10 protein-coding genes are annotated in these 14215 nt (G+C 75.6%); 7 read left to right on the top strand and 3 right to left on the bottom strand.

Going from position 1 to position 14215, the window contains the following annotated elements:
* Positions 1-354: 354 nt before the first annotated feature.
* From ACGF0D_RS10125 to ACGF0D_RS10115, 3 genes are all read left to right on the top strand, one after another.
* Positions 355-942: a 50S ribosomal protein L25/general stress protein Ctc gene (locus tag ACGF0D_RS10125; RefSeq protein ID WP_392873953.1), complete on the top strand. Its 588-nt coding sequence runs from the start codon at positions 355-357 to the stop codon at positions 940-942.
* A 109-nt stretch (positions 943-1051) separates the two neighbouring features.
* On the top strand, positions 1052-1630 hold the full coding sequence (gene pth, locus ACGF0D_RS10120; RefSeq protein ID WP_316526589.1) for an aminoacyl-tRNA hydrolase: 579 nt from the start codon (positions 1052-1054) through the stop codon (positions 1628-1630).
* 145 nt (positions 1631-1775) lie between these two features.
* A complete protein-coding gene (locus ACGF0D_RS10115; RefSeq protein ID WP_392914596.1) occupies positions 1776-2099 on the top strand; it encodes a hypothetical protein in 324 nt (107 codons plus the stop codon).
* A 153-nt stretch (positions 2100-2252) separates the two neighbouring features.
* On the opposite strand, the gene ppc is transcribed toward ACGF0D_RS10115, so the two are convergent.
* Positions 2253-5051: a phosphoenolpyruvate carboxylase gene (gene ppc, locus ACGF0D_RS10110; RefSeq protein ID WP_392873948.1), complete on the bottom strand. Its 2799-nt coding sequence runs from the start codon at positions 5049-5051 to the stop codon at positions 2253-2255.
* 260 nt (positions 5052-5311) lie between these two features.
* Between ppc and ACGF0D_RS10105 the strand changes: the two genes are divergently transcribed.
* Positions 5312-6580 carry a sensor histidine kinase gene (locus tag ACGF0D_RS10105; protein WP_392914595.1) on the top strand — a complete coding sequence of 423 codons (1269 nt, stop codon included), beginning with the start codon at positions 5312-5314 and terminating at the stop codon, positions 6578-6580.
* 66 nt (positions 6581-6646) lie between these two features.
* Here the strand turns inward: ACGF0D_RS10105 and ACGF0D_RS10100 are convergent, their stop codons facing one another.
* Together ACGF0D_RS10100 and ACGF0D_RS10095 are read right to left on the bottom strand one after the other, a co-directional pair.
* Positions 6647-7174 carry an SUKH-3 domain-containing protein gene (locus ACGF0D_RS10100; protein ID WP_392874277.1) on the bottom strand — a complete coding sequence of 176 codons (528 nt, stop codon included), beginning with the start codon at positions 7172-7174 and terminating at the stop codon, positions 6647-6649.
* A gap of 60 nt (positions 7175-7234) precedes the next feature.
* Positions 7235-7696: a YwqJ-related putative deaminase gene (locus tag ACGF0D_RS10095; RefSeq protein WP_392873942.1), complete on the bottom strand. Its 462-nt coding sequence runs from the start codon at positions 7694-7696 to the stop codon at positions 7235-7237.
* Positions 7697-8253: 557 nt separating this feature from the next.
* Between ACGF0D_RS10095 and ACGF0D_RS10090 the strand changes: the two genes are divergently transcribed.
* The 3 genes from ACGF0D_RS10090 (at position 8254) to ACGF0D_RS10080 (ending at position 13785) form a co-directional block, all read left to right on the top strand.
* The gene (locus tag ACGF0D_RS10090; protein ID WP_392914594.1) at positions 8254-9255 is read left to right on the top strand and encodes an SMI1/KNR4 family protein; all 1002 of its coding nucleotides are present in this window, start codon (positions 8254-8256) and stop codon (positions 9253-9255) included.
* A gap of 103 nt (positions 9256-9358) precedes the next feature.
* Positions 9359-12100 (top strand): SUKH-4 family immunity protein, encoded by a 2742-nt coding sequence (locus ACGF0D_RS10085; RefSeq protein WP_392914593.1) that lies wholly within the window; start codon positions 9359-9361, stop codon positions 12098-12100.
* A 266-nt stretch (positions 12101-12366) separates the two neighbouring features.
* Positions 12367-13785 (top strand): hypothetical protein, encoded by a 1419-nt coding sequence (locus ACGF0D_RS10080; RefSeq protein ID WP_392914592.1) that lies wholly within the window; start codon positions 12367-12369, stop codon positions 13783-13785.
* Positions 13786-14215: the final 430 nt, after the last annotated feature.

The following is a 14215-nucleotide window of genomic DNA, read 5'->3' as shown; positions in this document are numbered from 1 at the left end:
GGGGGGCGGGCCGGGCGGGGGGGGGGGGGGCGCCGGCGCCCCCCCCCGCGGGGGGGCGGCCCCCCCCCCCCCCCCGGGGGCGGCGCCCCCCCCCGCCCCCCCCCCCCCCCCCCCCCCCCGCCGATTTCACGGGAAGCCGCCGGTGCGGTTAGACTCGTGAAACTGCTCGGCGAGGGATGCCGTGTGCCCGCTCGCCGGGTGCCCGCTCCGTGATCGACGCGCTGCCGGTGCCGGACTCCCGTCCGCCCGGCAGGCCGTTGCCGCCGAGTGACCCCCGAACGTACTGAGGGTGTGGTCCCGGCGGTTTTTCGCGTTGCCTGCACCCCCGCGCCAGTTTCCACGAGGAGTGCAGTCGTGTCCGAGATCCGTATTGCCGCTGAGACCCGTTCCGAGTTCGGCAAGGGTGCCGCCCGTCGTGCCCGTCGCGCCGGCTTCGTCCCCGGTGTCGTCTACGGCCACGGCCACGCCCCGGTTCACCTGAACCTGCCCGGCCACGACCTGATGATGGCCCTGAAGACCCCGAACGCCCTGCTGGTCGTCCCGATCGAGGGCAAGGACGAGTACGTCCTGCCGAAGGCCGTCCAGCGCGAGGCCATCAAGCGCACCATCGAGCACGTCGACCTGCTGCTGGTCAAGCGCGGCGAGAAGGTCACCGTCGAGATCCCGGTCCACGTCGAGGGCGAGCTGGCCCCGGGCGGCAACCTGGTGGAGCACGTCCTGCAGGCCCTGCCGATCGAGGCCGAGGCCACCCACCTGCCCGAGTCGGTCACCGTCTCCGTCGAGGGCCTGGAGGCCGGCGCCTCCATCCACGCCAAGGACATCGTCCTGCCGGCCAACGTCTCGCTGGCCGTCGAGGCCGACGCCGTCGTGCTGCAGGTCATCGCCGCCCAGGCCGCCCCGGTCGAGGAGGAGGCCGCCGAGGCCGAGGGCGCCGAGGCCTGAGCCTCGCGTCACTAGCTGAGACCGCTGCCCCGGTCGCTCCCGCTGGAGCGGCCGGGGCAGCGGTGTGTCCGGGATGATGGCAGGGCCTAGCGCGAAGGAGGAAGAAGGCATGGCGGACGAGTACGAGGGCCCCTGGCTGGTGGTGGGGCTGGGCAACCCCGGGGAGCAGTACGCCCGGAACCGGCACAACATCGGCTTCATGGTGGTGGACCTGCTGGCGCAGCGGATGGGCGCCAAGTTCAAGGCGCACAAGAGCCGGGCGCAGGTGGCCGAGGGGCGGCTGGCGGGCAAGCGGGTGGTGCTGGCCAAGCCGATGTCCTTCATGAACCTCTCCGGCGGGCCCGTGACGGCGCTGCGCGACTTCTACAAGGCGCCGGCCTCGGCGCTGATCGCGGTCCACGACGAGCTGGACATCGACTACGCGGCGCTGCGGCTGAAGCTGGGCGGCGGGGACAACGGCCATAACGGCCTGAAGTCGATCACCAAGTCGCTGGGCCCGGACTACCACCGGGTGCGGTGCGGGATCGGCCGCCCGCCGGGCCGGATGGAGGTCGCGGACTTCGTGCTGAAGGACTTCTCCTCGACCGAGCGCAAGGAGCTGGAGTGGTTCGTGGACCGCTCGGCGGACGCGGTGGAGGCGCTGCTGTCCGAGGGGCTGGAGCGGGCCCAGGGCACGTACAACTCCTGACTCCGACTGACGGTCCGTCAGAACACCTGCGCGATACGCAACGGTCGTACAACGCTTGCCCGTCCAAACCTGAATCCGTGTGAGAACCCTGTGTGGCATCGGATAGCGTCGGTCCGGTACGCGAACGAGTCCTGGGGAGTTCTCGATGCGGGGATTGCGTCCGGTCCGCCGGGTGCGGCGGAGCCGGGTGGTCGAGCTGAAGCGGCTCGGGCGACGGGTCGGTACGGCCGGTGCGCTGGGGGTGGCCGGGGTGCTGCTGTCGGGCGGCGCGCTGGCGCACGCGGATTCGGCCGCCGAGTCGGACCCGGCGGTCTCCCCGGAGCCGGCGGCGGCGCAGTTCGGCCCGGTGCTCGGCGATTCGATGGGCCCCGACGCGGGGCTGCTGGCGGTCGGCGGCGGCCTGGTGGTGGCGGCCGGCGGCGCGGCGTTGTGGCTGAAGCGCAGGCGCGCGGGCGAGGGCGCGGAGTAGGGCCTCGGCCGGCGTCCCACACGGCCCCCACACGCGCCTCGCGGCCCCACGTGGCCCCACGCGGCGCCGGAAGCCCTCGCGGAGCGGGAACCTCACGGCCGAGGGCCGGTGTCCGGACGGGACACCGGCCCTCGGCCGTTCGCGGTCCGGCCGTCAGCCGGTGTTGCGCAGGCCGGCGGCGATGCCGTTGACGGTCAGCAGCAGCGCGCGGGCGCGCAGCGGGTCGTCCTGGCGCCCGGCCGAGAGCTCCTCGCGCTGGCGGCGCAGCAGCGCGACCTGGAGGTAGGAGATCGGGTCGAGGTAGGCGTCGCGGACGGCGAAGGTCTGCTTCAACACCGGGTTGTGCTCCAGCAGTTCGCTCTCGCCGGTGAGCCGGAGCACCTCGCGCAGGGTGAGCGCGTGCTCGGCCTTGATCTCGTCGAAGACGTGGTGCAGCTCGCCGGGCACCAGCTGCTCGACGTAGTGGTGGGCGATCCGCAGGTCGGTCTTGGCCAGCGTCATGGCGACGTTGGACAGGAAGTTGCGGAAGAAGTGCCACTCGCCGTACATCTCGGTCAGCACGTCGCCGAGGCCGGCCGCGCGGGCGGCGGCGAGGCCGGAGCCGACGCCGTACCAGCCGGGGACGATCTGCCGGGACTGGGTCCAGCCGAACACCCACGGGATGGCCCGCAGGCCGTCCAGACCGGCGCCGGAGTCGGGGCGGCGGGACGGGCGGGAGCCCAGGTGCAGCGAGGCGAGCTGGTCGACCGGGGTGGAGGCGAAGAAGTACTTCGGCAGGTCCTCCTGCTCGACCAGGGCGCGGTAGGCGGTGTGGGCGGCGTCCGAGACCCGGTCCATCGCGGCGTCCCAGCGGGCCAGTACCTCGGGGGCCTGGCGCGGGGCGGTGTGCAGCGCGGAGGCCGCGAGGGTCGCGGAGAGGGTCAGCTCCAGGTTCTCCCGGGCCAGCGAGGGGAGCAGGTACTTGTCGGAGATGACCTCGCCCTGCTCGGTGACCTTGATCTCGCCCTCCAGGGTGCCCCAGGGCTGGGCCAGGATGGCCTCGTGCGAGGGGCCGCCGCCGCGGCCGACGGTGCCGCCGCGGCCGTGGAACAGGCGCAGCCGGATGCCGTAGCGGTGGGCGACGTCGCGCAGCCGGCGCTGGGCGCGGTGGATCTCCCACTGGGAGGTGGTGATGCCGCCGAACTTGGAGGAGTCGGAGTAGCCGAGCATGACCTCCTGGACGTCGCCGCGCAGCGAGACGAGCAGGCGGTAGGACGGGTCGGAGAGCATCTCGTCGAGGATGCGGTCGGCCTGCTGGAGCTCGTCGGTGGTCTCCAGCAGCGGCACGATGCCGATCTTGGCGAGGCCGGCGTGCAGGTCGATCAGGCCGGCCTCGCGGGCCAGCACGGTCGCGGCGAAGACGTCGTCGGCGCCCTGGCACATGGAGATGATGTAGCTCTCGACGATCTCGTCGCCGAAGCGATCGAAGCCCTCGCGGATGGTGTTGAACACGCCGAGGGTCTTGGTGCCGGCCTCGTCCAGCGGGGCCGGGGTGGGGGCGAGCGGGCGGCGCGAGCGGAGTTCCTTGGCGAGCAGCTTCTGCCGGTACTCGCGGGGCATGTCGGCGTAGCGCCAGGCCTCCTCGCCGAGTCGGTCGAAGAGCTGGCCGAGGGCGTGGTGGTGGGCCTCGGCGTGCTCGCGCACGTCCATGGTGGCGAGCTGGAGGCCGAAGGCCTCGACGGTGCGGATGGCGCGGGCGAGGCGGCCGTCGGCGATCAGTTCGCCGCGGTGGGAGCGCAGCGAGTCCTGGATCAGCCGCAGGTCGGCGATCAGCTCGCGGGTGCCGAGGTAGTCGCGGCCCGGGACGTGCGGGGTGCCGCCGGCCAGCCGCTCGCGGGTGTTCTCCAGCTTGAGCCGGATGCAGGTGGCCTTGAGGCGGTACGGCTCCTCGGCGTTCATCCGCTTGTAGCGCGGGCTGAGTTCGGGGAGCAGGTGCAGGTCGGTGTTGAGCGAGGCGAGCAGCTCGACCGAGGCGCCGGCCAGCCGCTCGGAGGTGGAGAGGGTGTTGCGCAGGTCGTCGATCGCGGCGAGCGCGTCCTTGATGCCGTACTCGTGCTGGAGGTTGAGGACGTCCCAGGTGACCTGCGGGGTGACGTTGGGGTTGCCGTCGCGGTCACCGCCGATCCAGGTGCCGAAGGTGAGCGGCCGTACGCCCTCGGGCAGGCCCAGGCCGACCCGGGCGAGCTCCTCGTGCAGCTCCTCCAGGACCTCGGGGACGGCCTCGCGGTAGAGCTCGTCCAGGTAGTAGACGGCGTTGCGGGCCTCGTCGGTGGGCTCGGGGCGGGCGATGCGCAGTTCGTCGGTCTGCCAGAGCAGGTCGATGACCTCGGCCAGGCGGCGGTCGGCGGAGCGCTTGGCGCTGCTGGTGCGGGCCTGGTCGGCGGCGGCCAGGCCGGAGGTGACCTCGTCGCGGTGGATGCGGTCGAGGAGTTCGCCGATTCGGCGCAGCTTGTTGAGGACGCTGCGGCGGGCGGCCTCGGTGGGGTGGGCGGTGAAGACCGGGCGGACCGCGAGGTGGGCCAGGGTGTCCTGGAGGTGCTTGGGGTCGGCCTCGGCGAGCTGGTCGGCGGTCTGCGCGAGCAGCGAGCCCTGCCGGGCGCGGCGGGTGGCGAACTCGCGGCCGCGGTGCACCTGCTCGGTGACGTTGGCGAGGTGGAAGTAGGTGGAGAACGCCCTGACCAGCTTGGCGGCGGTGTCCAGGTCGATGTCGGAGAGGAGCTCGGCGGTGGCCTCGCCGTCGGTGCGGCTCAGCAGGCGGACCTGTTCGACCAGGCCCAGCAGCTGGGGGCCCTCCTGACGGACCAGCGTCTCGCCGAGCAGGTCGCCGAGGCGGCGGATGTCCGCGCGCAGGGCGGCGTTGTCGGCGCTGACGGGCGTGGGGTTGTCCGCCGGGGCGGGGACCGGAGCGGTCACGGCTGGCTCCCTGTGGTGGTGGGGGTTCGGCAACGGCTCATCGTCACAGGCCACACGCGTGTGGCCGGCGTGACGCGTGCGGACCGCGCTGTCCGACGCGACCCAGCATAGGTGTCGGGGCGGATGCTGTCCGCGAGGTGGCCGGATGGCGGACAGCGCTGCCGAAAACCACCTGTGGTCTGGACCACTTGACGGGTTGGTGGAGTGTGACGGGCAATCCCGGTGGGGAGGGGAGGAGGTTGCCGCTTACTCTGTGGGGCATGAGCAAGTCGCCTGGGGAGCGCGTGCCGGTCCGGTCGTTCTGGTGGTGGAAGCGGCCGCGCAGCGCTTTCCTGGACATCGGGCTGGCGATGCTCGCCGCGGTGGAGTGCGCGGTCAGCACGACCGCCTTCCTCTCCGCCCGGATTCACGTCAGCACCGCGGGAGCGGTCGGGATAGCCCTGCTCGGCACGCTGGCCGGCGGCTCGCTGGTGGTGCGCCGGCGCTGGCCGGCCGTCCCGGTGCTGGTGACGCTGCTGGTGATGCCCGGGATGCTGGGCGTCGTGCTGCTGGTGGTGGCGCTGTACACGCTGGCCTCGACCTGGGAGTGGCCCTCGCGTCGCCGCCGGGTGGTGGCGCTGTCCGCGCTGGCCTTCGCCGAGGCGGCCGCCGTGATGGCGGTGTCGCTGATGACGCCCGGCGACGCGCCGGTGGATCCGCCGCCGCTGTGGGGCCAGATCCTGCTGTCGCTGCTGGTGTCGGTCGGGCTGACCGTCGCCCCGGTGGTGACCGGACTGTACGTCGGCGCGCGGCGGCGGCTGATCGAGTCGCTCAAGGACCGCGCGCACGGCCTGGAGACCGAGCTGGACCTGCTCGCCGAACAGGCGCAGGAACGCGCCCGCCGGGCCCGCCTGGAGGAGCGCACCCGGATCGCCCGGGAGATGCACGACGTGGTGGCGCACCGGGTGTCGCTGATGGTGGTGCACTCCGGGGCGCTGGAGCGGATCGTCGTCAAGGACCCGGAGAAGGCCGCGCAGAGCGCCAAGCTGATGGGCGAGGTCGGCCGGCAGGCGCTGAACGAGCTACGGGAGATCCTCGGGGTGCTGCGGATGGACGACGAGCGGCAGCCGGAGCCGGACTCGCTGGCCGGACTGCCGCGGCTGGTCGACCAGTCCAGGGCGGCCGGGATGGCGGTGACGCTGACGGTCAGCGGCAGCCGGCAGGAGTTCTCCGGCGAGGCCGAGCAGACCGCCTACCGGGTCGTCCAGGAGGGCCTGACCAACGCCCACAAGCACGCGGGCGGCGCCCAGGTGTCGGTGCTGCTCTCGTACGCGCCGAACGGGGTGCGGGTGGCCGTGGTGAACGCCTGCCCGGGCGGGGAGAGGGGCGCGGCGAAGCTGCCCAGCGGGGGCAACGGGCTGGTCGGGATGCGGGAACGGGTGATCGCGCTGGGCGGCACCTTCTCCTCCGGGCCGGAGGCGGACGGCGGGTTCCGGATCGAGGCGGTGCTGCCGTCCCGGTTGGCGGTGCGGGCCGAGCGGCTGCGCTGAGCGGCTGCGCTGAGCGGCTGCGTTGAGCGGGCGGTCCGGGCGGTCCTCGGGGCTCCTCCGGGTCCGTCAGTACGCGTCGGCGGTGCGCAGCAGCTCCGGGGCGGTGCCCAGGACCAGCGTGGAGATCGCCTGGTCGATGCCGTGGCCGAGGAACCACTCGCCGGTGTGGTCCAGGCTGTAGACCCGGCCCTCCTCGTCGACGGCCAGCAGTGCCTGCCCGTACGCCTCCTCGCCGAGCGGGGCCAGCTGCGTCCCCAGCGCCCGGCCGAGGTCGAGCAGGGTGCGCGGCTGGTGCAGACCGCACAGCGGGTCGATCAGGAACGGGGTGCGGGCCAGCTGGCGGCCCGGGCCGGACAGGTCGAAGGCGAGGCCGCCGAACTCGGCCCAGGCCTCCACCGCCGCCGGGAACACCGCGTGCCGTACGCCGGTGGGCGCGCCGTGCCCGACCAGGGTGTCGGCCCACTCCTCGGCCTGCCGGATCTGCCAGCGGCCGGGGTGCCAGCCGGCAGCCTTGAGCTCGGCGGCGACGTCGGCGGGGAAGCGGGGCCGGGTCCGCGTGCCGGCGGGGGAGAGGGTGGCCGGTGCGGGCGGGATGGGCGGGTTCAGGGCGGGCTCCAGGGCTGGGGGACGGGGGCGTGCCGGCCGCTCGGCCGGTCAGTGCGCGGGCGGGCCGACGGCGACGCTGCGCACGGTGAAGTGCTCCAGCATCGGGGCACAGGAGCGGCACGGCGGCGCGTGGCTGCCGTGCGCCGGGTCGTCCTCCTCGCGGATGCGCACGGTCGTCATCCGGGAGCCCTTGAGCGCCTTGCGGGCCTCGTGCAGCGTCATCGGCTTGCGGGCGGCGCGCTTGGAGCGCCTGCCGTCGACGGCGGTCAGGTACTGGGAGAGCAGGACGGCCTCCGGGCAGCGGCCGGTGAACCGCTCGCGGGCCTCGGCCGGCAGGGTGTCCAGGAACTCGGCGACCAGGTGGTGCAGCACCGGGCGGCGCGGGTCCTTGTCGCCCGCCAGGGTGTGCACCTCGCCGCCCTTGAGCGACAGCGCGGCGGCGACGGCGGGCAGCAGGCTGTCGCGGTGGTGGCGCAGCACGGGCGGGCCCGCCGGCTCACCGGTGGTCATCCGTCGTCCTCCTCCTCGTCATCCCGACGTCGGCCGCGGTGGCCGGGCCGGTCCGGGGCAAGCCTGTCAAACGACACCGACAACCGCACATCCGGGGTGCGGCGCAGGCCGGTGCCGCGACGGCCCGGCCGCCGCCGTACCCGATGCTGTCGAACGCTCACCGGTCCGTCACGACTTGTCCGTCGATGTACCGAAACGGCCTCCGGGCCAGGCTCGCGGCCGGTACCGTTCCGGCCGCGAGCCGGAGGGGACGCGGCCGACCGCCCGGGGACAGGTGCCCGCCGACGGGTCGACTCCGGTGCCCGCGCCGGACGTTGGGGCCGCCGGGATCCGGGCCGGGGCGCACTGCCCGGCGCCGGTCCACCGGCAGCCCGCGTTCCGTCACCTCGGCCACCGCGAGAGGACGTTCCCGGTCGCCGGGCGGGCGGTGGTGATGGCGGTGGGTCCGGGAGGTGCGCCGAGCCCGTCGTCCGCCTGGCAGCCGGGGGGTTGAGGGCAGGCCCTAGGCTGGTGCCCAGCAGGCACCGTATTTTGCAGCAGCCAGTGGGGGCTCCCAGATGACGACAGGTCGGCCCGGCGTCGCCGCCGCACCGAACGCGGCGTACGCAGGTCAGGTGGTGCAGTTCCCGGACCCGGTCCGCGCGGAGCGGCACCCCGCCGGGGTCAGGGTGGACGAGTACGGCTTCCCGGACTTCGGCCCGTACGCCGCCGCGGCGGCCGAGGTGGCCGACCCGCCGGAGGGCTTCGGCGTGGACGAACTGCGGCTGACCGACTACGTCTCGGCCAACGCCGCGCTCTACACCCAGGGCCACCCGCTCTGGGCCGACCTCCCGACCGCCGTCGCCACCCCGCCCGGCTGGACCTGGCACCACGCGGTCGGCCGGGCCGCCCCCGGCTGGCGGCGGATGGAGCTCGTCCCGGTCGAGGTCAAGGCGCTGCTGCGGCACCACGGCGGCCTGGCCACGTCCGGCGCCGACCACACCCGCCGCGGCACCCGCCCGCTGCAGGAGCGCCGGCCGGTGCACTTCTCGCTGGCCGGGGACGGCGGGGACCCGATCGGCGTCCCCGAGGACCTGGTGCAGCGCGCCGAGGACCGCCTCGGCTACCGGCTGCCCGACGCCTACCGCACCTTCCTCAAGCTGGGCGGCGGCCGCGCCCCGGTCGGCGTGGGGCTGGACACCGAGCTCGGACTGCTGCTCGACCAGCCGTTCCTGACGCTCACCGAGGAGTACGGCATCCAGGACATCGTGTACGCCAACAAGTGCCTGCGCGACCACCTCACCAAGGACTACCTGGGCATCGCCTACGCGCAGGGCGGCCTGGTCGCGCTCAAGGTGCGCGGCGAGCGGGCCGGCTCGGTCTGGTTCCACCTGTACGACGACGCCCGCGACACCGGCGCCCCGGAGGCCCCGGAGGACCGCTGCGCCCGGCTGCTGCTGCCCTGCGGCGAGGACTTCGACGCCTTCCTGCTGCGGCTGGCGGGCAGCCCGCCGGAGCTGGAGACGGTCGCGGCGCTGATGGTGGACGGCGGGTTCGCCCGCGCCGTCCCGGTGGGCTGAGGCGCGTGGTCGCGGTGGTCGCGGTGGTCGCGGTGGTGTCGGTGGTCGCGGTGTTCGCGGTGGAACGGGGGACGAAGAGGATGCGGACAGGGGTGAACCGGGCGTGGTGACGTACGCGCAGGCACAGGAGCTCGCCGAGGAGTGGATCAACGGCGGGGTGCCGCACACGCGGCAGCGCGAGGTACGGGTCCGGGAGTTCGACCTGGGCTTCGTCTGCTGGGCCGTGGCGCCCGCGGGCCCGGCCGAGGGTACGGGCGGTGCGGGCGGCGGCTCGGGGGAGGCGCGGCTGGTGATCGCCCGGGACTCGGGCGCCAGCACGCTGTGGCCCGCGCTGCCCGTCAACGAGGTGGTGCGGCAGTACGAGGAGGTCTACGGGCGGCCGGTGGCGGCCAACCCGGCGGGGGCGGCGAAGCCCGCGCCCGGGCCGGTGGAGGCGACCTCCTTCCTGCTCAGCCCGCCGCAGTGGCTCCAGGAGGCGGGGGCCGCGGCGATCGCGGCGGAGGCGGAGCGGCTCGGGACGGCTCCGGCCGCGGCCGCGGCTGCCGAGCCCGTCGAGGGGGCGACGACTCCGGCGCCGCAGCCCGTGCCGGCCGCGCAGCCCGTGCAGCCGACGCCGGCCGTGCAGCCCGCGCCGGCCGTGCTGACCGAGCCGCCGGTCTCCGACCGGCCCGCCGGGGACGCGCCGACCATGCTCGCGCCGCCGCAGGGGCAGGACGAGCCGGCCGTCGTGCCGCAGCCAGCACCGGTGCCGGTGCCGCAGGCCGCCGTACCGGTCGCGCCTGATGTGCCCGCCGCGCCCGCGACGCCCGTCCCGCCCGCCGCGCCCGCCGCGCCCGTCGCACCCGTCGCACCCGTGGTGCCGGGCCCGCCGGCCGGGGCCGAGGCCGCGACCATGCTGATGCCCGAGGGGCTGCGGACCACCGGCTCGGATCTGCCCGAGCCCGCCGCGCCGGCTGGTGCCGAGGCCGCGACCATGCTGATGCCGCCGACGGGCGGCGGCTACGGCATGCCCCCGGTCCCGCCGTCCGCGCCGGCCCCGGCCGCCGCGGAGCAGCCGCCCGTCGCCCCGCCGGCCCCGGTGTCCGCCCCGGCCGCCGAGCCGGCGCCCACGCTGCTCGCCTCGCCGGACGCCATGCCGGGGCTGATGGGCCTGCCGGGCGCTCCGGCCGCCCCGCCCGCCGGCGGTCCGCAGGTGGAGCACGCGCCGACGATGCTGGCCCCGCCCGGCGGTCTGCCCGGTCTCGCCGGTCTGCCGGGCGCCCCGGCCCCCGGTGCCCCGATCCCCGGCGTTCCGGCCCCGGGCGCCCCGGAGGGCGGCGTGCCGCAGGCCGGGCTCGGCCGGGGCGCGGGCTCCGCCCCGCCGCCGCCCCCGCCGGCCGCGCTGCGCGGTGGCCCCGCCGGTCCTCCCGCCGCGGGCGGTGCTCCCGCCGGGCTGGGGCGCAACGCGGGTTCGGGCCCGCCGCCGCCCCCGCCCGCCGGGCTGAAGCACACCCCGGGTTCCGGCACGCCCGTCGCCAGCCCCGGCGGCCGTGGCGCCGCCACCGCCCCCCCGCCCCCGCCCCCGGCGGGCCTGCGCGGTGGCGAGGCCCCGCCGGCCGCGCCGGCCGCGCCGACCGCCGGCCCGGCCGCGTCCGGGACGGCGTACGAGGCGACCCAGCTGGCGAGCGCGATCGACCCGGCGCTGGTGGCCGGCCCGGCGGACCCGGGCACCCCGCCGTCCGGCGGCCCCGCCGTCCCGCCGCCGCCCGGCGGCCCGGCGGCCCCCGTCGCGCCCGCGGCCGGCTACGGCTACCCGAACGCGGGCGGCGCCGCCGGGCTCGTCCCGCCGGCGGCGGTGCCCGGCTCGCCGCAGCCCGCGCCGGTGCCCCCGGGCGTGCCCGCGGTCGGCCCGGGGTACTTCGCCGCGCTCAGCTACCGGGGCCCGGACGGCTCGGAGCAGAAGCTGCTGCACCGCAGCGAGCCCGGCACCCCGCACCCGGAGTGGAAGATCCTCCAGGACCTGCGCCGGCTCAACGTGCCGCCGGAGCAGGTGCTGGAGCTGTACACCGAGCTGGAGTCCTGCGACCTGCCGGGCGGCTACTGCAACCGCATGATCGCCGCGTCCTGGCCGAACGTCCGGCTCACCCACACCGCCCCGTACGGCCGCGACCACGCCTCCCGGCAGGCCGGGATGTCCGAGCTGCTCGACCACCTGGACGAGCTGCACCAGCTGGCCTCCGGCGCCCAGCGGGTCCGCCCGTTCCGGGTGCCGGCGCCCGCGCCGGGGACGGTCCAGGCGCTGCCGCCGCTCCCGCCGCAGCAGCTCGCCCAGGAGATCGGCGCCGCGTTCGGGCAGAACCTGTTCCGCTACGAGCAGCGCGCCGTCTCCCGCCAGGGCGTGCCCGAGCCGGTGTCCCAGACCCTGATGTGGGCCGGGCTGCCGCGCGACTTCGGGCCGTTCTTCTGGGCGCAGGCGCAGGAGGGCCGCCCGATCCCGACGCTCGCCGAGCTGGCCGCCGAGCGCGGTCTCGCCGCGGGCCCGGACTTCGGCGGCTACCTGGTGCTGGGCAACGACTACGGCCGCCAGCTGTGCGTCCAGTACGGCACCGCGCACGTGGTGGCGGTGGACATCGATGGAACCGGCCAGCCGCCCCGGTTCGTCAACAGCGGTGTACCGGAGTTCGTCCGCTCGATGGCCCTGCTGGGCCGGATGTGGCGGCTGCGGTACGGGCTGACGCCGGACCAGGCCGGTCGCTGGACGACCGACTTCCAGGCCCAGCTCGCCGCGATCGACCCGGCGGCCCTGCAGAACGCGGACACCTGGTGGGCCGTGCTGCTGGAGCAGTTCTGGGACGGTCTGCTGTAGCGGTCCGTCGCCGATCCTCGCAGGTGGGGAGGGGTCGTTCCGGCGTCCGGGACGGCCCCTCCGGCATGCCGTCGCAGCCGTGCCTCGTTGGGGTTTCGCCCGGATCTGCGCAAAATAGGTCAAGAGGATGGGTCTATTCGTCCCGTCCTCGACGCAATCCGGTCCGTAGGACGGCGGATTCCGGCCCCGGGCTCCCAACCGGTTCCGGATCCGACCGTTCCGTCCGATCATGGGCTCCGCAGCCCGCGAAACGAGGGGAAGAGCCCATGAGCGACGCCGTCCCCCAGTACGGCTTCACCCAGGCCCGCAAGGGCTACGCGCCCGAGCAGGTCGACCGAGCCCTGGCCGCGCTCACCGCGCAGCGCGACGAGGCGTGGGAGCGGCTGAGTGTCCTGGGCGCCGGCATCCGGCAGATGGAGGCCCGGCTGGCCGACATCCGCCGGACCGCCGAGGAGGCCCCGGAGCCCGACTACCAGGTGCTCAGCGAGCAGGCCGCCGGACTCGCCGCGATGGCCGAGAACGAGGCGCGCGCCGTCCGGGAGAAGGCCGAGCGCTTCTCCGAGGACCTCCGGGACGAGGTCTACGAGGCCGGGCAGGCGGCCGACCGCGCCGCCAGGGAGTACAGCGCCACGACCCGTACCGCCTCCGACGCGGCCGCCCGCCGCACCGAGGAGCGGACCCGGGCCGAGGCTGAGGGCATCCGGTCCGACGCCGACCGGGAGAGCCGCTCCACCCGGGACGCCGCCACCGCGTACGCCGCCAAGGTGCGGGTGGCCGCCGCCGAGGCCAGCGAACAGGCCGAGGCCGAGCTGGCCACCCGGCGCCGCAAGGCCGACGAGACCTTCGCCGCGGCCCAGGCCAAGGCCGACGGCGAGGACGCCGAGGTCTCGACGACGGCCGAGCGCCGGGTCAAGGAGGCGGAGCAGCAGCGGGAGACCGTGCTGAACCGGATCAAGCAGCTGGAGACGGACGCCCAGGCCAAGGCCGACCAGCTGATCGAGCAGGCCCGCCGGGAGGCCGAGGAGGTCAACGCGGCGAGCGAGCGCGAGCAGCGCGAGTTCGACACCCGGCTGGAGACGGTGCAGCAGCACCTGGACCACATCAAGGCCACGCTGGCCTCGCTCACCGGGGCGGCGGTCGGCCAGATCGAGCCCGAGATGGCGGCCGCGGCCGTCGCGGCGGCCCGGGCCGCGGAGGGCTCGGCCGAGCAGGCCGCCGAGGAGTCCGCAGAGGAGCCCGCCGAGGAGTCCGCCGAGACCCTCACGGCCCCCACGGCCCCCGCTCCGCGGGACGCGGTCGAGGACGCCGTCGCCGACACCGCGCCGGTGGACTCGGAGGCGGACACCGGGGAGATCCCGGTGGCGAACCTGCGCAAGGCCCTGGCCGCCGCGGCTCCGGCCGGAGCCAAGGGCTCCGCCCCGGAGAAGCCGGCGCCCGTGCTGCGGACGCCGGTGGTCGGCAGCAGCGCGACCAGGGCCATCGGCGGGCCCGTGGCGACCGGCCCGGTGCCCCCGAAGCCGGCCTCGCCGCCCGACGGGGAGACGGTGGCCTCCGACGCCGCCGCTGCCGGGAAGGCCGCCGAGGGGCGGACGGAGGACGAGACCCGGATCGTGCCGAAGATCATCATCGTGGACGACGGCAGCGGCTACGCGACCCCCAACACGGTGAGCTACCGCCGCCGCTGACCGGCCGCCGACCGTACGTCGTCGCGAAGGCCCCGGCCGCTTCCCCCCTGGGGAGGCCGGGGCCTTCGCCGTACTCGACGCGGTCGTGCCCGACGCGGCCGGGCCCGCCGGAACGGGCCCGACGAAAGCGCCCGCCGAACGGGCCTGCCGGAACGGGCTGAGGAAACGCGGACGAAGGAAGCGGGGCGGGGAAGCGGGGCCGAGAAAACGGGCCGGGCTTCGGGATAGGGCGGCGGCCGACCGGGTAGGCCCCGGGAGCGAAAGAGGCCGAGACCCGTGGCGCCCTCCAGGAAAGGGCGCCACGGTTCCCGGCGCTTGGGCGGGCGCCCCCACCCAGGGCCGCCCGGCCTCGCACCTCCGACCCCCATCGGGGGTGCGACAGTGCCCCCACAGCCATCCCCCACGGTTGGGTGCGGCGGGCACGTTCACC

This window comes from Kitasatospora sp. NPDC048298 (assembly GCF_043201465.1).
Classification (GTDB): domain Bacteria; phylum Actinomycetota; class Actinomycetes; order Streptomycetales; family Streptomycetaceae; genus Kitasatospora.
The sequence above is the reverse complement of the archived record's forward strand: the minus strand, read 5'-3'. Positions and strand labels throughout refer to the sequence as shown.